The organism is Ferrimicrobium acidiphilum DSM 19497, assembly GCF_000949255.1.
Classification (GTDB): Bacteria; Actinomycetota; Acidimicrobiia; order Acidimicrobiales; family Acidimicrobiaceae; genus Ferrimicrobium; species Ferrimicrobium acidiphilum.
The window spans coordinates 18330-39360 of sequence record NZ_JXUW01000020.1 but is presented as its reverse complement, the minus strand read 5'-3'; the positions used below and the strand labels follow the sequence as shown (position 1 = coordinate 39360).

Here is a 21031-nt window from a genome sequence, read left to right as displayed (position 1 = left end):
GACTACGTTCAATTCTACTTCTCTCGTGCGGGGATGGCAATTGGAATGTATCCAGGCATGGGGGATGCCGCCAGCGAGGTCTATCGGATCTTGGTAGATCATCTCCGGGACGGCCATCCCGAGGAGTTCATCGAGGGGCTGAAGGAGTTCATGTCAACTATGCAGATCGCGGATTCAAACCATGTTGTTGACAAGATCCTCGTGTCTATCGACAGAGAACTAGATCAATGTGAGATACGCCGCAGATGAAGTTGTCTCTCAAGATCACGGGGGCAAAGGAGAGTCAACAATGTGACGCCGCGTCACTTTTTAGCGGATTCTGGAAGGCAAAGACCCTGGTAGATATGCATCATTATGTTTGGGTCAACGCGCCAGCGGTTCGGCGCTTCCCGGCGAGCAGACCATGCAGTGGCAGGGACGCCAGGTAACTGGCGGACTGACAGGCTTCAACGCATGGATCGTTCGAGTCTTGCGCATCGATCCGGTGAAATCGCAGCAGAAATCGCTCGACCGTCTCAAAGTCACAACCGAAGATGTCGCCCGCATTTCACTGAAGAAATACAACGCAAAGTGGTTCCGGGAGTTTTTCGCCTACGACCCGGCTCCGGATTTCGCTCGCATTCGCGTACCGGTGCTGGCAATCACCGGCGAAAAGGACATCCAAGTCAACCCTGCGGACCTCGAACGGATGCTTGAACTCATCCCCGGCGATATCGAGACGCACCGCCTACCTGGCGTGACGCACCTCATGCGCTCCGAAGGTACCAAGCCCAGCTTGAGAGGCCACAAGGAGCAGGTGCGCCGCCTCGTCGACCCGCGCCTCATCGAACTGGTCGCCAATTGGTTGGAAAAGGGAAAGTCATCATGGTAACACTCACTAGAGACGGCGACGACCTCGTCATTACCCTTTCGACCTCAGAGCGGGTCGAGGCGGTGGGTCTCAATGCCGAGATCCATCTCTCGGTAGCGACCGTACGTGATGTTGCAGTCATCGAGAATCCGATCCACGAGATCCACGGACTCCGCCCGCGCCACTTCAAGATCACCGGGACACACATTCCTGGCAGGACCGCCGTCGGAACCTTCCTCGACGCATCACTAAACACACGACTTTTCGCGGCCGTCCACAGCAACCAGCGCGGCCTACGCATACACCTCGACGAGGGGACGCGCTTCAACGACGTCATGCTCACCCTCGACGACCCTGAGGGCGTCGCCGTTAGGGTCCGTCTGCCCGCGAGGAGTGAAGGTGAACACTGCGGTGGTGGTTGCGATCGTGGTGGTTGCGATCGTGGTGGTGGCGGTCTGCTCGGTGGCGTTCTGCCAGAGCGACCCCTACCGCGCCGAAGCGGTGCTATGCCTGCCGAAGTGGGCGGCTCTCGTTATCCACACGATCTAGCGAGGAGTCCTATATCATACCGGGATTGCCGGCTAAGGAATCCGAGGTCACATCCGCGAATTCAGATTCCTAGACGTAAGAGCTGTATTCTCAGCAAGCTCGTCGGCCGCTGTTGGAACGATACGCTGACATAGAGTGGTGCTAGCAATGGGGAAAGCAAAGCCCTCCATAGTGGCTGCCTTAGTCAGACCACAAGTAGACCACAAAATAGTGGTCTGTAACGGTTCGTAGCGGATATTAGTGGACTATCTATTCTCCGTCTCACCTGGACATCTTCTGAAAACATGCTGGTCAGGAGTGCACGAAAATTACGCTCACATCAGCTTCCCAAGCTGAGAACGCGGGTTCGATTCCCGTCGCCCGCTCCAGACATCGGAGCTGTTTTAGGTGCCAACCTAGTTCGCATTGCTTCCGCAGGCTATTGTTAGGGCACAGTGCACACATTTTTACGGACAGAGTAAGGGCGGCTGATCGGCGGGATTGATATCAGAAGCATCGATCCAAGGAAGTAAGCCGAAACCGAACGACCGTCTGCGAACTGGTCAGCCACGGTGATGAGGTCGTTCTGAAGCTGGCTGAGTTGGTTCTCGCCCCAGGAGTAGGTGCGTCGGTAGAGCGGAACCTGATACTGGGCAGGAGCGTCAAGGAACTGGTCAAGGGTGGCCTCGTGAGCCTTCACCAACTCTGGTTCCTCAGGCGATGGCCATGGTAGCCCTGGCACTACAGAATGTGGGAGTCCAATGGGTCGAACGTAGTGCTGACCCGAAAGATCGAGGCCGCCATGACTCGATGATGCCACAGGGCTACTCAGCTAGAGCGAGTCCAAGCTCACGGCGCCCGCGGAGGACGAGGAGTGCTCACGGCACCGGTTGCATGCTGCGGCGATGACACCAAAGAAGTAGTCGTCTTCAAAGGTGCTTGGAGCGCCGTAGCGACGGTAGTGGGCGCGGACAAAAGTGCTAGACCGGCACGTTTGCTTCCCGAGGGTGATCGCTAGGGCTTGAGCGGACATGCAAGCCGCGTGCACCACGCTAAAAGTGAGGATGGCGGTGCCGGAAGAAGCGTTGCCTGTCGTCGAGGTGGGGCGCCTTTATGATGCCCTGTTGACGCTTGTGAGAAGGGTCTCGGGCGAGTTTGGGCTGCTAGCGACAAACTGCTGTGGCATATCGACGAATGCCTCAGAGGCAACGTTGGGGTTGCGTTGTAGTTTTCCTGCCCATAGATAGTGGTGGCACGAGGAGACTCGTGAGTGTCGTTGAGTAAGAGCGGCCCGGAGCCACAGGTAGGCCCACAGACAGTGTGGCTCTACCAGGTACCTCGAGCAATACCTACCACCTTGGCCAGGATGCTAGCGACATTAGTTGTGGGTAATCGAGGCCGGACATTTCGTTAATGCGTTAGAGGTCAACGTCTCGGTGATTGTACTACGTCGTCCCTCCCGAGAGAAACGCCACCAGTACACACAACGGCTCGGTCGCAAGAGTCCCCCATATTGTCCAGTTGGACTAAGCGCCGCACTCGGATCTGGGAATAATCTAGTTGAGTATGTCCAGTTCAGACTGGTTGGCAGAGCTGGGTCTGGAGCTTAATCCAGATAAGACGGCAATCGTGTACTGCAAGGATGCAAACCGCAAAGGCTCCTATGAGCACGAGCAGTTTGACTTCCTTGGGTACCGCTTCCGTCCCCGGCTAGCCAAGAATCGCAGGGGTCAGTTCTTCGTCGGCTTCGCACCGGCGATCAGCGACACCGCCGCCAAGGAGATACGCCACCAGATCAAACGATGGCGTCTTCATCTCCACAGTGATATGGAGCTTGAGGAACTCGCAACTTTTGTCAATCCGATAGTGCGAGGATGGATCAATTATTATGGGCGCTTCTATCCGTCCCGGTTGGTCCAGTCTGGTCGACAAATCGACGAATATCTCATTCGTTGGGCCCGACAGAAGTACAAGCGACTGCGCACCAACACTCGTTGCCCATTGATCACATACGCGCACGGCATTGCCAGCTAGATGACACACGCCAGATGGCGGGAGACTGAAACGTCTGGAATCTGTGAGGACCCCGGGGGGGGTGAGGCTTTCCCCCCCCCCCGCCACTTAAGTTCGAAGTCCCCTTTAGGCGTATGGCTCACTCGGTTACTTGAGACCCCATGAGTTCCTGGCTATCGATGTGGCGACCCAGAGAATGGTTCTCACTCGGTCGCGCAAACTCCGTGGCCACCACGTTCGAGAAGTGCTTCAGCTCTTGAGCCCATAGGAGCGAGGCAAGTAGACCGTGGCCCTCTCCTCGCAAACGAAGTAGACCGTGTTCTAGGAGCCGTCTAATCTGGCGTGTGGGAGAATTTCTGCACAGAAAAGGGTTCCCCCTGACTGGTTGTTTTGGATGCTTTCAAGCGACTATTCTGCCAGTTCAAAGGGCATTGTCTTTAGTTTTGGAGGACAAATTCAACAGTGTTGGTCGGTGCCTCTAGGCTCAACCTTAGTGACTAGCCATTGACTCTAGTATTGTAAAGAGCTATAGTCGATGTGTTGAGTTTGTCTTTCCCTACCAGATTACTAGTGCCAGGGGGATAATTATGAGCATAACGCTGCGGGAGTCGATTCGAAGGCAACCATCCACCGCTGAATCAGCAAAGAAGGCTGCTGCGGTTGGTCATTCCAAAAATGCACCGGAGGTGCAACGGATCCTTGATTTGCAAGGCAGTGTAGGGAACCATGGGGTAGTGGTGCTTTTAGCTGCTGCTCAGCCTAAGTTGAAAGTTGGTTCGGCCAATGATCGCTACGAGAGGGAGGCAGATGATGTGGCCGACCGGGTTATGGCACACCTCGGACCTAACGCTAGATTCAAGGTGCTGGCAGGCACTTTGGGCGATACAGATGGTGTAATGACCAGTGACCTGCAACGGCGGACTGTGGCCGATGCTCCGGCGTTGGGGAGAAGTGGTGGCGAAGTTGATGCCGAAACGGAGACACAGATCGGTGCTTTGCGCGCTGGTGGAAGCTCGCTTCCTTCACGGCTACGTTCACCCATGGAGGGGGCGTTCGGGGTAAACTTTGACAAAGTGCGAATTCATCGGGGCCGAACCCCAAAGATGCTCTGTCGTAAGATGAGTGCGCTTGCCTTTACCGTAGGAAGTGATGTCTTCCTCGGTTCAGGTGCGCCATCGCTGGAACATCCTGCTGGTCAGCATCTCCTTGCCCACGAATTGGTGCACACCATTCAGCAAGGGGCGATTGGAAGGATAGGTAAGCCTGCAGTCCGTCGTAGCGTTAATCCTTCTGGTCTGATCCAGAGATTGTACGGTACTGATCCTAGTAAGTTGATAACTGAGGACAGTTATGATCTCTTGTATGGGAATAATGATCCTAGGGCGGCAACCAAAAGCAGACTGGACGATAGACAAAAGAACAAGTTGCGCACCATCGATGAGTACAACCGGGTTATAGGTATTAATAGTTTAATTACTTCGACGTTTGCTGCAATTGGTTTGTTCTATCTGCGTGAACAGCTCGACTCCACTGGTGAATGGGGATTGCGTGCTTGGAAGGAAAGGAGCAAGGATGCAACCAAGGATGAGGCTCCAGAGAAGTGGATCGCGTTTTTACGTAAACACAAGACAACAGTTGGTCTTGTAGATCTTGGCCAAAAGGGGGGCCTGTTCAGCAAGGCCAAAATTGATCAAAAGAACCGATTCAAGAAGAATCGTGCGTTTTCACAGGCCAACCAAGCAAAAAATGACCAGCTCACATCGAAGGAGATCAGACAATTTCTTGGGCTTCCTACTGTAGCAGATGCTCAGAAGGTTTATAATGCGATGAGTTCCAATAAGCAGGATGCACTCAATGCATGGATCTACAGAGCGTTATTTCGTCGAACCAGTAAACTAGGACAGGACTTTGCAGTCAAAGAGTTAGGTGCAATGGTCCACTTCAATGTCGCTAGTGATCCAAATTATAAGCCACCAAGGTTTAAGTCAACTAATTCTGGAAGCATGCCAAAACCAAATTGGAACGAGAAGGGAGTGATCGTCCAGGGTGGCCAAAAAATAAATAAGAATAGGCCCATAACGGTGAGCGAATATCGGCACATGAAAAAGCTGCAAAAGGATCACCCAAATCAATTTAATGTCTATGGAGAAAAGCCTTTATAGGCTCAGTCTGTTATCGTTTGAGCAAGCTTGCTTATAAACTTCAATGGGCAGAGTTGTTGATATGTCGAGGGAGCGTATTTTCGATCGCATGGACTCCTCTCCGCTAGGCTCCGTCTCTTACCGGGTAAAGCCTTTAAACAAAATGCCTCTATCGAGATTCATGTATTTTGATTTGGTTCTGATCTGATCCATGGCGCCAGTTCATGGTAGGTATGTGGGGCCCAAAAGACACTATAAGAAATGCACACGGTTCCTGAACTCTGAATGTTGTGGTAACAATGCATCACAAAGGAGTTCAGAGCCGTGCGTGCTACCTGTGTAGTGTCCCTGGTCGGAAATGTGCTACAGAACAGGAGTTTTCAGTATTTGGCCCCTGTTGAACCCATTGTACATCTACTCTCTTGGAGGAAGAGGCAATGACAATGGTCAAGCAAATCTTCACAGCAACCCAGGCGGCGAAAGATTCACAAGGGACCAAGAAACGTACCGGACGTAGACCAACCTAAGTAGTCAGGTTGAGCGACGAGGACAAAGAGTTCCTAACCTCCGCCATTGCCAAGTGTAATGCCCCGGCTGTTCAAGTCATGTGAGGAGAGATCGTCCTCCTCTTGGCCAACGAACATGTCAGACTTCGAGACATCGCCGATGAGCGCGATATCTCTAATGGTAGCACAGCAAGGCAAGACTTGCTGTGGCAGCAAGACGCTAAAACGATCCACTGCATCGGCGTGGCTAGTTGACATGAGCATTCGGTTGTAGATTACCATAAGTTCCTATGACGTTGCAGAATCAGCCGAATAATGTAAGGCTAGTGATCGAGGCTGTCAGGAGTAGTAGCTGTCTTGTCTTGTGGTCGCGAGCGCGCCACAAGTTTGGCGCGGAACCGTTGAGGGCCAAAGAATGCACCTCCTCGGGTATCCGTAAAACCTGGGGCGATTCGTCCAGCCTAGTTGAACGGCTGTGTGTATAACAAGGAGCCACTCGTCGAGGCGTGTGGCTTTAGGATTCTGGGACCCGATTGGACATCTGTCTCTACCTAGGCCGATCCTCTATGCCAGGTCTTGTATGAGCGCATCACACACGGCCCACCGACTTCAGCCGTTGTCTCCGTTCCTGGCTGCACCAAGTCAATGCCATGGCATCGACGCGGACAACCGAGAGTGTCACCTCAATAGCTAATCTGCTAAATCTTTCAGATAAGCAGACCGAAGCTATCAAATGTGTTGACCTGCTTTACTAACCTCCATAAACTCATCGTTGTGTACTCGTCAAAACAGTGCATTCGTCAGCAAAGGGTGTCGCGGTGGAATATAGAGGCAGACCCGCAATAGTATGGCCACGGTTCACGAGGTTAGGCTGGATCGCAATCGCCGTTGGAGGCTCGGCCTCAATAGCGAGCTTCTCTTTCTTTGGCCAAGGCGCCTTTCCGGCTCCAGCGAGCCAGTTTGCGAGCGCATCGGTCGGCATCAGTCTTACTAACGGGAGCCTCCAAGCGACCAACCTCCTCCCGGGTGTACCAACCAACACGGTTCCACTCACACTGTCTAATACGGGTGACCTACCGGAGAATTTTGATCTCCAGTTCACCGGAGTTACAGATACGCTGAAGGTGTTTGGAGACCTTGGGCAACTCGAATTCTTGGTGACCACCCCCAAGGGGACGATCACCTACCGTCTCGATCCCGGCTCGTCCAACAGTCTTGGTCTATCCTCGCCACTCACACTACCATCACTTGAGAACATCACGCTGCCCATCGCGAATGATGTCGCCCCAAACCAGCAGGTTTCCATACCCCTCGCGGTCGAGTTGGCCAGTGGAGAGGGCTTTGGCAACGCCTGGAATGGCAAGTCGGCGACCATCAGCTATAGAATCGTGGCGAGCCAGAGTGCACCCACATCCAGTCACCGACCTAACACGACACCGCTTGTCGTGACTCCTTCAACACCATTGTCTAAAACTGGCCGCATCCCAGGCTCTTACATCTCGCCGACGGGTCATCGGGTCGTCGCACCGGTGAGTGCGTCCCAAAGCTCGGCACCCACTCCGGTGTGACTCGTCACCGGTCCACCACAAGCGCCACTCGATAACGGCTGGGACATTGAACTCGGAGGTGGTTTGGTGGGGCTGGGACTCGCCGGATTAGGTATCGCCGGCATCAGCGTCATGGAAGTCCGTCAGCGCTATAAGAGGCGCAGAGTCGCCCCGTAACCTATTCCAGTCCAGCAGCTCGAACTTGAAGGGTTCATCCGCTTGACGATGGTAGGCCTGGGAGTGTCGTGGTTGGATGGACCAGGAGTTCCCGGCGCTTGTGGATCCACCGACCAACCCGGTTTCGGGGTGCATCGGTGGCCCTCAGGCTGTGACTTTGTGCCGTTGAGTTAACCCGGGGTTCTGGATCGGTTCTGACCCAGAGTTAGGCGTGGTGGGTTAAGGATCTGATTTGGTGTTTCATTTGTGGGGCGCATGGAGAGTGTTGCCCGACCGCGCTTTCGAGTCGGAAGTAGTTCCCTAGATGGGAACTGGTTCGAGTGTTCGGAGGGTGATGAGTGCTCTTATGAAGGCCTTGGCCCATGGCCAACGAGCCGGAGTGCGCAGTATCATCTTTCCCGATCGGTTGACAAGGCGCCCGACAAGCGAGATGAAGTGGTTGCGAAAAGTACGGGCTATGACCATGGACTCTCGAGGGGTAATGGTACCAAGGTAGCTCACCTGACGGGTGAGGTTATGGGCGATCACCGCATGGGCTAGCCATGCTCCATTGGCATGAAACTTACCAGAGGGGATGTGTTCTAGTCCTGCTCCCTCTTTGAGATCTTTGATGGAGAGTTCAATCCGTGCTCGGTTCCGATGGAACTGATCCAGCTCAATGGCTGGACCTTCCAAGTCGGTCACAAACCCGAAGTATCTCCAGTTAGGAAAGAGCTCTGCCTGGTCACCAATGAGGCGGGTACGACGGATAATGAGTCGTCTGCCCTTATAGGTGGTCTCGGCTACTTGGGCCTCACCGTTCTCGGTGTAGTCAATAGCTACCCAGGAGTCCTTACTGATCTCCTCTACCAGCGACTTTATCCCCTTGGCGTTGGCACGAACCGCCATGGTGTAAGAGATGCCTAGACGTTCTAACTCTTTCAAGGTCGCCTCTGATTGATACCCAGGGTCAAAGCGGATGGTGATCTTGCCTGTTGCACCGATGCGTCGACACCTAGCGATGAGTTCTTGAACAAAGCGTTTGCTTCCCCGTTGTGTATTGGCTGAACCCTTTCGCATTCGACAATGAAGTACCTCACCAGTATCAGAGCGAACCGCCAAGAGTGGGTGATAGCCAAGCTTCTTGGTATAGCCATAGGCTGCTCCCTGCTTGTGATACCCATATACCTCACAGATAGTGGAGTCGATGTCAATCACCAGGGGATCGTCTCCCGGGGCCAGGCCCATTGTCCAAGCACGGGTGAGCTCTTCCTCGATCACCTCGTCTAACTGACGAACGTGACATGAGGTAAAGGAGCGCAAGTAGGTACCAAGGGTAGAGGGAGCTACTACCCGAAACGGAAGCAGCTTCGAAGATGCCCCGGCTCTCAACATATCTATATGGTCGATATGCGAGGCTCCCGCCACCATCGCATGAATGAGGGTCAATGACTTACTCGCCGGATTGGCTCCACCCACTCGACCGGTGAGATCGACCCGCTCGGAGATGAGAGCATCTAGGCCAAGCTTGGAAGCAAGGGTGGAGACTAGAAGGAGTCCAGCATTAGCGACCAGATTCTCATCGTCAAATGCAACCTCGATAGCCTCTGGCGTGTGGTAAGATTGTGTCACAGAAAGTGTTCTCCTTGGTTGGTCGTTTTGGATGCTTCTATACACCTATTCTACCAGCTCAGGGGGCACTTTCTTCAGTTTTGGGGGACCAATTCTCCGGGTGCGTCGGTGCTTCTAGGTTTAGTTTCTTGAACAGCGAACGAGCCAAGGTGGTCTCTCCCGTAGAGCATGCGCCGATCTCAGCACCGATAATCGCGTGCGTTCCACATTCGACGAGTGCTACCACCCGAGCCTGGGGGAAGGCCCCTTGCATCTCACCCCGACTACTCCCCGGTCGACCGAAGTGAGCCGAGTTCGCCTCGGTGTCTGGTAGGTCAAACACGGTCCCATCGATCGCTACGAGCCGTAAGCCCCGCCACCACGAGCCGACCGAGGACTCGGTACCCGTCGGTGAGGCAATCCGCTCAAACAACATCTTCATCACCTCACCACCGAGCCGGGCACGCGCCTGGGTGAGTGCCCCAGAGCTCGGCACTTGCCAGTCTCCTCGCCAGCGGGCCATATGCTTTAAGCCACCGACGGGTAGCCGGGCAACCTCCTCATAACCCTCATCGGCCCATAGGCACATCGCAAGGGTGAAATACACGACCACCCGCGCTGGGAGCAACCGATGACGTTGCTCTACCCTCCCAGCCCTCTGGATTACCTCGTCGATGAGCGTTGGCGGAAACATCGAGGTCAATACCCCGATGGCTATCCGATCCGTGAGACGCTCGCCATCGGGAACCTTGACCTGACCGACTCTTGGCATGAACCAAGTTCATGCACAAGATGACCTTAACTAAGTGATATTGCACTTAGACCACACTTCAATTTGTACGGCTGTGTGTCATTGAAGAAGCCCGCTGCGCCTGGTCTTGCATGGTGGCGGCGTGGGATTCTAGGGTCCCTTTACCACGCGGCGTTTTGGCCAATTTCGGCAACCGGATGCCCGGATCCAACCAGTGGAACGCTACTGCGCAGACTACGGTGTCGAACTTCGCGTCGGGTGGCAGCCAGTCTTCGCATTTGTCCATTTCGACTCGGGAGTTGGGGAACGGAGTGAGGTTCTTCTACGCGATCTGGGCGAGATCCGGACCGATCGAGGCCGCCACCAGCTCACCTCCACTCTTGGAAGTCGACGCTGAGTGGTCCTGTGTTGTAACCGACCTTGAGCATACGGTTGCCGGAGTCAGGGTTCCCGGCAGATTGGAGGACTGTAACGAAGTCTTGTAGGTAGGGCAGAGGGCAAGCGTGGCAGTCTCAGGCCGCATCGTCAGAGGACGAAGGTCGACGCAGACTCTACTGCCTTCAGAGCCCATCGTTGGGGTCTCAGCGTTTTGCAGTTACCACAGCGTTTGTTCACGCGCTGCCGCAGGAAGGGAGCCAGTACAGATCGCATGGCCTCTATATCACTCGGCTACATTACCCAGGCCATGTCGCGGAGGCACCTGACCGGCGTGACGGTCTTGATGCACTTGATGGCGGGTGGGGACGGCTACAAGTATCTCCTCCAGTCGATCGCCGCTGGCACCGGACACCGGCCGTTGGTCACTGTCCTGATCTGCTACTGCACCGAGAAAGGTACGCCGGGAGACGGCAAACGCAGCTGCATCGGGCTTTGCGCGCTGACGGGCAACTCTAGCCCGTCGAGCCTGCATTTAACTGCGATTAGGGCGCGAGAGCACTCAGTGGGGCGATTACGGTGCCATCGTCCGCGATGAGGACCGGACCGGTGCCGGTGACGACAAGACGGAAGGTTGGTTCGCCAACGGCGTCAGTGTCGATCTGGTCGATGACGTCGCGCAACGACTTGATCCCAGCCAGCATCTGTGCCCCGCCGAGCTTGACCTCGACTGCTCCCCAACGTCCATCGGTAAGTGTGACGATCGCGTCGATCTCCTTGCCGTTCGAGTCTCGGTAGTGGCGGACTTCGCCGCCGATTGCAGACGCGAACACCATCAGGTCATGGATCACCGCACTCTCGAAGAGCATTCCTAATGTTTCCAGATCACTACGCAACTGTCCCGGTCCTGCTCCGAGTGCCGCCGCTGCGAGCGATGCATCGACCAAGTGAAGCTTCGGCGAGACACGCAGCCGAGCCCGGGATCGTAGCTTTGGCGCCCAGGGCTGTTGGGGTTCGACGATGAACAGTCGCTGCAACAGTTTGATGTAGCCGCTGATGGTCTCGACGTCGATCGTCGGCGCTACCGCTCGCACGTCGGCGGCAAGGGTTCTGTTGGTTACCTCGGAAGCGATGGACCGGGCCAGCGCAGCAATCAGTTGTTTGATCACGTCCGGCTCATGCCGCACGTCGGCCAGTCGTCTGATATCCGTGCGTGCAACGTCGTCGATGTAGGCCCTAAGGCGGTCTGCGGACTGTTCGAGCCCGAGCGCCGTCATGGCGGGGAAACCAGGCCGCAGGATATTCTCGATTACCTCGTCGAGTTCGATGCTGGCCTTCATATCCGTGGCCGGTCGCTCACCCTCAAACAGTCTGGCGATACTTACCTGACAAGCAGCTCCATCCAACTTCTCCGACCAGGTCATCGTCCGTTGGCGAAGTCGGATGAACCTGCCTGCCCCCGTGTGGCGGGTGATGTCGTCGGCGGGTATAGCAGACCCGGTAAGAATGAACCTCCCAGGTTCCGCGGTCGCATCGACGGCGCGTCGAACCAGGTTCCAGAGCTCGGGGTTGACTTGCCATTCGTCGAGCAGTCGTGGAGCGTCCCCCTCGAGCACCGAGCGTGGCGCGATCTCCAGGGTGCGTTGTACGTCAGCATCGTCGATGAATGTATAGGAATTTGCGGCATGCAGGGTGGTCATTGTCTTGCCGCTGGCCCTGGCACCTTCGACTACCACAGCACCGGCCGCGCTCAGCGCGCGAAGTAGCGCCATGTCGATCACTCGCGACCGGTACGCACGTCCGAGTACTGCAACGGTATCCATGACTGCTATCATAGCTCTACACCGATGATTGCAAGGATGCTATCCCGAATTATGCAGCCTTAATTGGCCGATGAATGCAGTGATCGTGAGCCGAATTCCGCAGATCCTCGGCCGGACACCGTTATGCGAACCCCGTCAAGGAACGCACTTGGACGAATGTGGAGTTACGCCGAGAAGAGAACCCCTTTGGACTACAAATGCATTGGGTGTGGCTCTCCTGGAGGGACCTGTGATTAGGGGTTTCTCCGTCAATGAGCCGTTGATCCTCTTGCAGGCACCCCCCGATTCTTTGCATAATCCACCATCCGAGGCCTTTTGGGGTGTAGGTCTGTTAGGCTGGCACTAACAGACTGGAGGTGGCATGATGTCGCGCTTGGCCAAAACGAAAAGCTCCGAGGGTGTTGCCCGGCTCGCTCATCACGCTGCGACGAAAGTGCGGCAAGCCGAGCTGCCGGTGTGCCGCGGGTGACCCCCACGAGAGTCCTGCGCTCTCCTATAGCGTCGCAGGTCGAACCAAGATGCTCACCTTGCGTCCCGAGGAGGTCGAAGAGGTGGCCCAGGCGGTGGCCCGCTACCGAAAGAGCGTCAACGATCTCGCAGCCGAGGCCCAGGTCGAGCTGGACGAGCTTGTCGCCCGGGTGCGGGCCACCAGAGCGAGCGATCGACGGTGAACGGGACAGTTGGGATCCTGGGTGATGCGAATTTCTGCTCGTCGCGCGAGCACTTCGAGTCGGTTGTCGATTTCTTGGACGGAGAGGAGGCCTTCGTATTGGACCACGGTTCCCTCGAAGCCCGGCTCGAGGTGTCGAGCCGTGAGCTGTTTCGCCGGTTGTTCCAGGACCACCTCGATCTGCGGGCACAGCGCGAGGCCCGTGTCGAAGGTGTTGTCGACTCCGCGGGGACTCCACGGGACAGCATCGAGGTTGGACACCACCGAGCCCTTTGCACCGTCTTTGGCGAGGTACGTGTCAGACGGTTCGCCTACCGCCAGCGCGGCGAGGAGAACCTTCATCTAGTCGACGCCTCGTTGAACCTGCCCGAAGAGAAGCACTCGCATGGCCTCAGGCGATGGTCGGCGATCGAGGCGTCACGTGGCTCCTATGACGAGGCAACCGCCGCGATTGAGCGAGGAACCGGCCAAAAGGTCGGCAAGCGCCAGGTGGAGTCCTTGGCCAAACGTGGCGCCTCAGACGTCGACGCCTTCTATGCCGAGCGCTCAGTACCCGAGTGCGCTCCCGGTGACGTCCTAGTGCTCTCGGTCGATGACAAGGGTATCGTGATGCGTCCCGAGGCACTTAAGAGGGGCGACAAAGAAGGCAGCTGATGATGCCTCCTCTAAGCTCAAGGGTCGCCTGTCTAGGGGCGAGAAGCGTGGAAGAAAACGCATGGCTGAGATTGGGGCGGTCTACGATGTGACTCCAGTTCCCCGTAAGCCGACCGATGTCATGGCATCGAGGGACGATGAGCAGGTCAAAGGACCAGAGGCTAACCACAAGTGGTTGTGCGCCAGCGTGCTCGAAGATGCAGCCCCGGTGATCAGAGACGTCTTCGACGAGGCAGAGCGAAGGGACCCAGAGCATCTCCGTACCTGGGTTGCACTCGTCGATGGGAACAATCACCAGATCGACTGCATCAAGGCACAAGCACTCAAGCGAAAGATCAACGTGACGATCATCATCGATCTGATCCACGTACTGGAGTATCTCTGGACAGCCACGTGGTGCTTCTTTGACGAGGGGGATCCACGAGCTGAGGCCTGGGTGCGCACGAGAGTATTGGCGATCCTCGATGGAGGGGCACGCAACGTAGCGGCAGGGATCCGCAGACGTGCCTCGAGCGAAGGCCTGATGGCCTCGGATCGCAAAGGCGCCGATGCCTGTGCCAGATACCTTACCAACAAGGCCGCCTACCTCGACTACCCGACAGCACTCGCAGGGGGTTGGCCGATCAATACCGGTATTATCGAAGGCGCGTGCCGACACATCGTGAAGGACAGATTCGACGTGACCGGCGCACGCTGGTCGGTCGACGGCGCAGAAGCGATCCTCAAGTTACGCGTCGTTCGCTCCAACGGCGACTTCGACGACTACTGGCGCTTCCACCTGTCCCGCGAGCACGAACGCGTCCACCGTTCCCGTTACGCAAACAACGTCATTCCCAGGGCTGCATGACGTCCCTTGAGGAGAGCCACACCCAAATGCATTAGCGGCCCTTCCGTGTGCTCAGATCAGCTGAGTCTCCCAGAACAGCGAATTGTTTGCCCGTTACGGCCTTGAGGATGTCGCTGGGGTTAGCATGTCACTGAGCAGCTGGTTGTGGTGTTCGCTGCTCCCGCATCCGCGCGAGAGTTTGAGGTAGGTTCGATCGATTGGATGTCCCCACGATCTGGCCCAAGGGGTTGCAACAGTTGACGTACGGATGTACTGTAATACGATATAATGAACTCGCGTCAGTGGGCACTTTCCCAGGGCATACACCCTCAAACGGATACAAGTGTTGTCGTACCAGGAATTCTCCTGTACCTGCGCACAAGGTAGATCAACTTGTACTGGTAGGAGACTTAGAGCCACCACCTGCCCCTAAGTTTGCGGTCATATATGCATCGGTATCTTTTGTGGATCGAAAACCTGAACCGCTCTTGGTCTCCGTAGACCCCGAGGCGGTTCAATGTATATGTAATTTGGAGCGGATTCAGGCATGAACAACACTAAGGCCTACAAAACGGTTGAGGCACATCTCGACTGTATGTAGAGAGTAGAGGTGACCGATAACACGACAGCTCACCAGGCACTTGCACACGCAACGGCTGTTGTCACCACAATTAACCAAGGTTTACGCCATCCGCGAAAGTACGATTTTATCAGATCTCGGGGCCCGGTTGAGGACATCGTGGACAGGCTACAGGGTTGAGTCACACGCCTTCTTGACAAGCTAGATGAAATTGTAGCAAAGCTCGCTAAGGGATCAACCTTTTCGCTAACGGTCGGGAGCACCATTGCGATAACCATTAATTTTCCACCGGTCGCATAACGCAGTTGGAGGTTATTTAAGAGTTACATCCACCAACAATCTTTCGACGTATCTAAACGCATAAGTGCACGTCATAGCGTTGTGAGTCGACCGCCCAACACATCTTCACATAGCTTAACGCGTGAAAATGTGGGCAGAAATGTGGGCAAGGATTGGACGGCGGCAGGGTGGAAATGTACATTGGCAAAACTGTTCTCTAGTCCAATACCGCTAACCTAGTAACACCCCTGTGCTGCACTGCGTCTCGGGTGGTGCTTATGCCAAGACCCGGGTGGAGAGATCAGCCAGAAGGGGAATGACTGACCGATCATCTCTCTATCGGAGTAATTCAGTACCAGATCACCGAAGGGGAGGACCCGGATCTCCTCTACCGACTATCTTGCACCATCACCGATCCCGAGATAGCACCGGCTCATGAACTAGCGGCACTCCACTCCAAACGTTGAGAGATCGAATCAGCCTTTGACGAACTAAAAAGACCCACCAGCAAGAGGCACGAAGGGTACTCCGGTCTCGGTATCGGGATCTCGTCTACCAGGAGATCTCAGGGATGCTAGCGCCCCACTTTGGCATCAGGGAACTCATGTATGACGTATCGGCATCTTCACGAGGGGACCCGGTGGCGCTCTCATTTGTTGGTTTTCTCCGGGCTCGTGCACCAGTGCTATGACCAGTCCGGGTTTTGCCCCTCAGGTCGTGCTGTAAGCATTCAGCTGCGCAAGCTATCAAATCCCTGACCAGGTACTCCCAAGACGACGCTCCAACACCTGTATACCCAACGCCGCAAACCGGAATACCGCTTATTTCCGAAGATCCTTCAATTTGGCCATACACCTCAGAACGCTCAACAACTTGCCGATTCCTGGTCGATCTTGGTACCGGAATACCGCTTATTTCCGAAGATCCTCTTTCCCGGTGGCATCTGGCCTCGCAGTCGATCTGGATGTCGGTGGTCCGACCGGGCTGGACCCCGATGGTGCTTCCGACAGCCGGGTCACAGACCGCAGCGCCGCCCTGGTAACGCGGGCTACACGAGGTGACCTCGTAGATGCCGGCGGGGAGATTGACGCTGAAGGCGCCGTCTACTGCGGTGTTCCCCTATGACGGGCGTATGCCCAGAACGGCGGATGGTGACCGTTGCAGGCCCGGCATGTCGGGAGCCGGACGTTGGACAACCGACGATCTCAACGACGACGCCAAGGATGCCAGCCAACACCGGCGCTGCGTTTTGGAGCGCCCCGTGCCCCGGAACCCTAGGGGCCTCCGGCTATGCGACCCGTCTGGAGGACGCTAACCGGGCCGGTCGGGCCGTGACCAAGGGTTGGATGTGACGGGACAGCCGGGGCGCTAGGTGGAGCTGGGGATGGAAACAGCCTGATGTTGGTCGTGTGCGTAGTGGTCGGGCAGCTGGCGTGGTCGAAGGGGACGGTGACTTCCACAGTGAGGGTGTACTTGCCCACACCCATGTTGCCGCTGCTTGCGGTTGAGAACAGCGTGGCGCAGCTCGGCGCCCGGTAGGTTACGCGAACCGACCCGTTGTGCAGCGGTGTCGTCTGCTTCCACGGTACTGACAGCACTTCCCGGGCTGCTGTGACGGTTGGTCCGGTTTGCGGGCCGCCACACGATGGGGTCCCCCGACTGGTGTAGACGATCGTACCGTCACCGCCTTGGCCGTAGATCACCACCGCAGTGAAGATCTGGCGGTAGGAAGCCCTGCTCGACGAGGAACCTCTTGGTGGGACGGTCGCGGCGGGGCAGCTGGTGGTCCCACCCCAGGTGATCCCCACCCAGGCGCCGCGGCGATCAAGAGGCGACGTCCCACTCGGAAGCGTCGAGCCGCTGAGGGTCACGAGCCCGTAGCCGAGGATCGCCTGCGCGTGGGACCCTTGGACCGCGGAGGTCGCCGCGAACACCGTTGCCGCCTGGGCCCAGGTGAGCCCGAGATGTTCCGAGGTGGCCGAAGCGGTCGGGGGTGAGACTTGCAGTCCGCTCATCGCCACGATCGAGGTGTAGCGGCCGCCGGCCACTGCACTCGCTGACGGGGATGGCGCCGAGACCGCCGGGCTGGTGACATAGGCGACCCCGGCGCCAGCTGGCCCACATGCGGCCAAGCCCAGCGCGGCTGCGCCGAGCGCAACTCCGGCGACCAGGGCTCTCGAGGGCCTGCTCATCCTCGGAACGTGCGTGACGGCGGCACTAGTTATCTCTTCCATTATACCCCCCTTAACTCCCATTTTAACTGAGCAAACCATCGCAACGATGGCCTCTATGAGCGACGATTGCCCAACAACATGGCCTGCCGTCTGGGACCGCCCCCATGTGCCTGGCGGACAGCACGGTTACTTGGAGATGCTCGCGATCGAACCAGGACTATAGCCGCCGATGTGAAGGCAACAGAGCCTTTGAAGCCCAGTGTGTGTGTGTTCAGGCCGACTCCCCGCGCCATATCAACTCCGAGATTGGAAACCGCGGTATCCCGACCCCAAACTTTACCCGCGCCTCTCTTGGTCGTTCGAGTCTAAAGAGCACACTCAATCCCAGCACGACAGTCCTATCTATTCGACTCTCTCACCCTCAAGCTGGATCGGTGGCCTCAATAAAGTTCCCATAATCGATGCTGCCTCTTGGCCCTTGGCGCCGTGTCGTTGATCTGATTCTCGCATCTCTAGACCAAGACGTAGACCAAAGTGAGTTACACCGAAGATGAATTCGTCGCTCAAGATCAAGGGGGGCAAAGGAGAGTCAACAGTGTGACGCTGCGTCACTTTTTGGTGGGTTCTGGAAGGCAAAGACCCTGATGGATATGCATCATTATGTTTGGGTCAGGTGCTGGTCCGCTCGGCTGTGACGCTCGCCGCTTGTGGCCAAGCAGCGAGCAGGCCAAACAATACACAAAAGGCGACCACCTCCACCAAGGCTCGCACTCCCAGGACGGCGTTGTCAATCAAGGAACAAGCCATCGTGACTGCGATCGCTAATCTTCCTGTCAATACTACATATCCAAACTTCGTACCCGCCAAGACAGCTGGAGTAAATTCGGGGGCCGGCTGTCCTTCAACCTTGAATGTCGATCGATCTGCCACTTTGACATCCAATGAGGCGGTTGCGTTGGAGAACTCCATCAACGCTGATCTATCTGCTAAGAACTCAAGCTTCGTACGCTACTTTGATAGAGCGTTACTTGATATGCCAAGTAACGGATTTGCGCAGCTATTTGGACAAAACTTTGGCAGTACGGTCAGCGGATCGTACACCTTGGCCGATGTATCCACGGAACCACTCGCTAGCGACGGTTCACTTGCGAACTCAGTGAGTTCTGCCTGCGGATCTTCGGTAATGCGCGCAAGTTGGAGAATTGTGTTTTGCAGCCCGAATACCGCTGTGAACGCTTGTGACCCAGTAATTACTACTACAGAGTTGGCTATAGATAGAAACGGCCAATGGCTCATCTGGTACCTTGGAAGCGGTCTTCAGTAACCTTTATAGTTTCAACGCCACATAAACCCCGACCGGAACGTTTCAGAAACCGTGTACGAAGTGGACCGGGCTCAAGGGGCCGTCCACCTCTGGAGTGGCGAACCCTATGTGATCCACCTCTCATGCGAGAGGACCAACCATAATAGACACGGGAAGTGAAAACCGATCCGATTTCAGAAGCGACCAGTTATGGTGGATGCTAAACATATGCCGGGCCATCTTGGCGCTGGGGAGCAACAGGTGTTGTCCAGTCCGGATGTAGTTGAGAGCCTTGCTGCGATCGACTTGGCTACCAATTCGTGTCACAGAAAATGTCACGGAATTCTGAACAACCATGAATGTTCTCGACAACTGCTGAACACAATACCGACTCTGAACTGCGCTGATGCAAACTCATGACCGTTATTTGAGAGCTCAAGAGCCAACTTTGGATCAGGAGGTTCCAGGTTCGAGCCCTGGCCCGCCAGCAACATTTGCCCATTTCAGAGGCCATATTGCTCCAATGACTCCCAGAGTTGATTGACGGAAATGTCACGAATTAAAGTGTGACGCTCCCAAAGAGACCACAAGGGGATTCATTCCAAACTCAAACGGAAGATCAGAAAACTAGGAAAGAGAAGGCTCATCGACACTCGAGCATCTAGTATCTGTCGCCGATTGGCGCCCTAATAAACCGATCCGCTACAAGCGGCATAGGTAAGTGGGGTTCAGTGTCCGATTTGGTGAGCAATTCCATCTCCTTGGACCGGACTCTCATTGGCTAGCTATCGCGAGCTTATAGCTCGGTCTATGCCATCGACCTCCTTGTTTGCTGCGACATACGTCCGGGCTTCTGGACGCACATGGATCCAGGGTTAGGCAGCTAGTCCATGAGGACATGGTCGTAAACATTCCGGACTCATGGCTAGCGCGGCGCTCAGTTTTGGCCTCGAACGGGCCTGAGACACGCTAGTTAGGCCGTCCTGCGCCATTGGGGTTACAGGGAACCTGTCCTCGGGCGATCTTTGGCCATAGCGCTGTTGCGCGAGTACCGCAAAGCTAATTTCTCCCTACGACCGACGGGCGGAAAGCTCCGGAAGCATACCTAGCTCAGCCGTTGATAGTAGCCAAAGCCTCCCAACCCAACGTTCAAATGAGCGCTTAGTCAGTTATAACGGAGTCGCGCCCGGCGTCCCAAGACTTGGGTGCCTGGGATCAGACGGTTCCGGATTCTTGAGGCGCTGTAGGAGAGCGGGAACCGACTTAAAGCCTACCGGTCGACTCCAGAGGTAACCCTGGCCACTGTCACAGCCGAGGGAACGCACGGCAGCCGCCTGAGCAGTAGTCTCCACTCCTTCGGCAACTGCATTGAGACCGATGGTGTGGGCAAGTTCGATGATGCTTGTCACGATGGCAGCGTCTGCTTCGGTACCTGCTAGGCGTTGTACGAAGGCACGATCGATCTTCAATTCGTCGACTGGGAGTTCCTGGAGCTGTGCCAGGGAGGAGAAGCCGGTGCCGAAGTCGTCCACCGAAATTCGGATACCGATCTCGCGCAGTCGCTCGAGCACCGAGACGTTGGCAATGGCGACCACTGCGCTCTCAGTCACCTCGAGTACGAGCTGACTGGGTGACAGATCAGAGGCCGCCAGCGCGGACTGGACATGGACGATCAGCTCTTCGGTGATCTGGTGTGGGGATACGTTAACGCTGATCGATAGCCCACTGTAATCTTGGGTCCATCTGGCCGTCTGAGAGCACGCCTCAAGGAGTACCCAAGCCCCTATGGCCGGCATGAGACCAGCATCTTCGGCCACAGTGATGAACTCCTCAGGGAAGAGCATTCCCTCGATAGGGTGCTCCCAGCGAAGCAGCGCCTCGAAGGCGATGACTTCGCCGCTAGCAAGCGAAAGAAGTGGCTGGTAGAACACGCGCAGTTCATTTCGCTCAAGTGCCCCGTGCAACTCAGAGGCTCGGCGCAGATGCCGGCTGGTCTGCTCGTGCAGGCCCGGGTGGAAGGCAGTGCACCGGTTTCTCCCAGACTTCTTAGCTTGATACATCGCCGTATCCGCGTCTCGCAAGAAGGTATCCGGGTCAGTTGCAGGGGTGGTGGCAACACCGATGCTGGCAGAGATGAACAACTGGTGGCCTGCTATGTCGAAGGGGTCGGCCAGTGCTTCTTGAAGGCGTTCGGCCATCTGCATATCCATCGTATGACGACAGGGGGTACGTCTATTTGACACG

The 21031-nt window shown here is 56.1% G+C and carries 17 protein-coding genes and 1 pseudogene; 10 read left to right on the top strand and 8 right to left on the bottom strand.

What is annotated here, in order from left to right; all coding sequences use genetic code 11:
• The first annotated feature begins 33 nt into the window (after positions 1-33).
• The 3 genes from FEAC_RS09760 (at position 34) to FEAC_RS09750 (ending at position 1533) form a co-directional block, all read left to right on the top strand.
• Positions 34-249: a hypothetical protein gene (locus tag FEAC_RS09760; RefSeq protein ID WP_152623179.1), complete on the top strand. Its 216-nt coding sequence runs from the start codon at positions 34-36 to the stop codon at positions 247-249.
• Between the two features lie 109 nt (positions 250-358).
• A complete protein-coding gene (locus FEAC_RS09755; protein WP_052566179.1) occupies positions 359-871 on the top strand; it encodes an alpha/beta hydrolase in 513 nt (170 codons plus the stop codon).
• Complete coding sequence (locus FEAC_RS09750; RefSeq protein WP_035391736.1) at positions 865-1533, top strand: hypothetical protein; 669 nt, start codon at positions 865-867, stop codon at positions 1531-1533. The genes FEAC_RS09755 and FEAC_RS09750 overlap by 7 nt, the downstream gene beginning before the upstream one ends.
• Positions 1534-1823: 290 nt before the next feature.
• Here the strand turns inward: FEAC_RS09750 and FEAC_RS09745 are convergent, their stop codons facing one another.
• Positions 1824-2198, bottom strand: coding sequence for a DUF262 domain-containing protein (locus FEAC_RS09745; RefSeq protein WP_035391739.1), 375 nt, complete (start codon positions 2196-2198; stop codon positions 1824-1826).
• A 746-nt stretch (positions 2199-2944) separates the two neighbouring features.
• On the opposite strand from FEAC_RS09745, the gene FEAC_RS09740 reads away from it, so the two are divergent.
• Together FEAC_RS09740 and FEAC_RS09735 are read left to right on the top strand one after the other, a co-directional pair.
• Positions 2945-3412, top strand: a complete 468-nt coding sequence (locus FEAC_RS09740; RefSeq protein WP_052566178.1) for a group II intron maturase-specific domain-containing protein — start codon at positions 2945-2947, stop codon at positions 3410-3412.
• A 566-nt stretch (positions 3413-3978) separates the two neighbouring features.
• Positions 3979-5553, top strand: coding sequence for an eCIS core domain-containing protein (locus FEAC_RS09735; RefSeq protein ID WP_035391742.1), 1575 nt, complete (start codon positions 3979-3981; stop codon positions 5551-5553).
• A gap of 539 nt (positions 5554-6092) precedes the next feature.
• Here FEAC_RS09735 and FEAC_RS09730 read toward each other — a convergent pair.
• A complete protein-coding gene (locus tag FEAC_RS09730; protein WP_035391744.1) occupies positions 6093-6320 on the bottom strand; it encodes a hypothetical protein in 228 nt (75 codons plus the stop codon).
• A gap of 536 nt (positions 6321-6856) precedes the next feature.
• Here FEAC_RS09730 and FEAC_RS09725 point away from each other — a divergent pair.
• A complete protein-coding gene (locus tag FEAC_RS09725) occupies positions 6857-7606 on the top strand; it encodes a hypothetical protein (protein WP_035391746.1) in 750 nt (249 codons plus the stop codon).
• Between the two features lie 456 nt (positions 7607-8062).
• Here FEAC_RS09725 and FEAC_RS09720 read toward each other — a convergent pair whose 3' ends face one another.
• The 4 genes from FEAC_RS09720 to FEAC_RS09705 all read right to left on the bottom strand — a co-directional run bounded on the left by FEAC_RS09720 (position 8063) and on the right by FEAC_RS09705 (position 12301).
• A complete protein-coding gene (locus tag FEAC_RS09720) occupies positions 8063-9373 on the bottom strand; it encodes an IS1380 family transposase (RefSeq protein ID WP_052566177.1) in 1311 nt (436 codons plus the stop codon).
• A gap of 58 nt (positions 9374-9431) precedes the next feature.
• Positions 9432-10124, bottom strand: coding sequence for an IS4 family transposase (locus FEAC_RS09715; protein WP_052566176.1), 693 nt, complete (start codon positions 10122-10124; stop codon positions 9432-9434).
• A gap of 640 nt (positions 10125-10764) precedes the next feature.
• The gene (locus FEAC_RS09710) at positions 10765-11013 is read right to left on the bottom strand and encodes a hypothetical protein (protein ID WP_052566175.1); all 249 of its coding nucleotides are present in this window, start codon (positions 11011-11013) and stop codon (positions 10765-10767) included.
• Positions 11014-11023: 10 nt separating this feature from the next.
• Positions 11024-12301, bottom strand: a complete 1278-nt coding sequence (locus FEAC_RS09705; protein WP_035392463.1) for an ATP-binding protein — start codon at positions 12299-12301, stop codon at positions 11024-11026.
• A gap of 398 nt (positions 12302-12699) precedes the next feature.
• Here FEAC_RS09705 and FEAC_RS09700 point away from each other — a divergent pair, with 398 nt between their 5' ends.
• The 3 genes and pseudogenes from FEAC_RS09700 (at position 12700) to FEAC_RS09690 (ending at position 16435) form a co-directional block, all read left to right on the top strand.
• Positions 12700-12972: a DUF6788 family protein gene (locus FEAC_RS09700; protein WP_052566174.1), complete on the top strand. Its 273-nt coding sequence runs from the start codon at positions 12700-12702 to the stop codon at positions 12970-12972.
• A 14-nt stretch (positions 12973-12986) separates the two neighbouring features.
• Positions 12987-14472: pseudogene (locus FEAC_RS16415) on the top strand (ISKra4 family transposase).
• A gap of 1681 nt (positions 14473-16153) precedes the next feature.
• Complete coding sequence (locus FEAC_RS09690) at positions 16154-16435, top strand: hypothetical protein (RefSeq protein WP_152623176.1); 282 nt, start codon at positions 16154-16156, stop codon at positions 16433-16435.
• A 149-nt stretch (positions 16436-16584) separates the two neighbouring features.
• Here FEAC_RS09690 and FEAC_RS09685 read toward each other — a convergent pair whose 3' ends face one another.
• Positions 16585-17544: a hypothetical protein gene (locus tag FEAC_RS09685; RefSeq protein ID WP_035391282.1), complete on the bottom strand. Its 960-nt coding sequence runs from the start codon at positions 17542-17544 to the stop codon at positions 16585-16587.
• A gap of 613 nt (positions 17545-18157) precedes the next feature.
• Between FEAC_RS09685 and FEAC_RS15245 the strand changes: the two genes are divergently transcribed.
• Complete coding sequence (locus FEAC_RS15245) at positions 18158-18808, top strand: hypothetical protein (protein WP_160290373.1); 651 nt, start codon at positions 18158-18160, stop codon at positions 18806-18808.
• Positions 18809-19956: 1148 nt separating this feature from the next.
• On the opposite strand, the gene FEAC_RS09665 is transcribed toward FEAC_RS15245, so the two are convergent.
• Complete coding sequence (locus tag FEAC_RS09665) at positions 19957-20985, bottom strand: putative bifunctional diguanylate cyclase/phosphodiesterase (protein WP_052566171.1); 1029 nt, start codon at positions 20983-20985, stop codon at positions 19957-19959.
• Positions 20986-21031: the final 46 nt, after the last annotated feature.

Coding starts and splice junctions, on each gene's coding strand:
- FEAC_RS09760 (WP_152623179.1), top strand. CDS start 34: ATGGCAATTGGAATGTATCCAGGCATGGGGGATGCCGCCAGCGAGGTC.
- FEAC_RS09750 (WP_035391736.1), top strand. CDS start 865: ATGGTAACACTCACTAGAGACGGCGACGACCTCGTCATTACCCTTTCG.
- FEAC_RS09740 (WP_052566178.1), top strand. CDS start 2,945: ATGTCCAGTTCAGACTGGTTGGCAGAGCTGGGTCTGGAGCTTAATCCA.
- FEAC_RS09735 (WP_035391742.1), top strand. CDS start 3,979: ATGAGCATAACGCTGCGGGAGTCGATTCGAAGGCAACCATCCACCGCT.
- FEAC_RS09730 (WP_035391744.1), bottom strand. CDS start 6,320: ATGGTAATCTACAACCGAATGCTCATGTCAACTAGCCACGCCGATGCA.
- FEAC_RS09715 (WP_052566176.1), bottom strand. CDS start 10,124: ATGCCAAGAGTCGGTCAGGTCAAGGTTCCCGATGGCGAGCGTCTCACG.
- FEAC_RS09710 (WP_052566175.1), bottom strand. CDS start 11,013: ATGCAGGCTCGACGGGCTAGAGTTGCCCGTCAGCGCGCAAAGCCCGAT.
- FEAC_RS09705 (WP_035392463.1), bottom strand. CDS start 12,301: ATGGATACCGTTGCAGTACTCGGACGTGCGTACCGGTCGCGAGTGATC.
- FEAC_RS09685 (WP_035391282.1), bottom strand. CDS start 17,544: ATGGAAGAGATAACTAGTGCCGCCGTCACGCACGTTCCGAGGATGAGC.
- FEAC_RS09665 (WP_052566171.1), bottom strand. CDS start 20,985: ATGGCCGAACGCCTTCAAGAAGCACTGGCCGACCCCTTCGACATAGCA.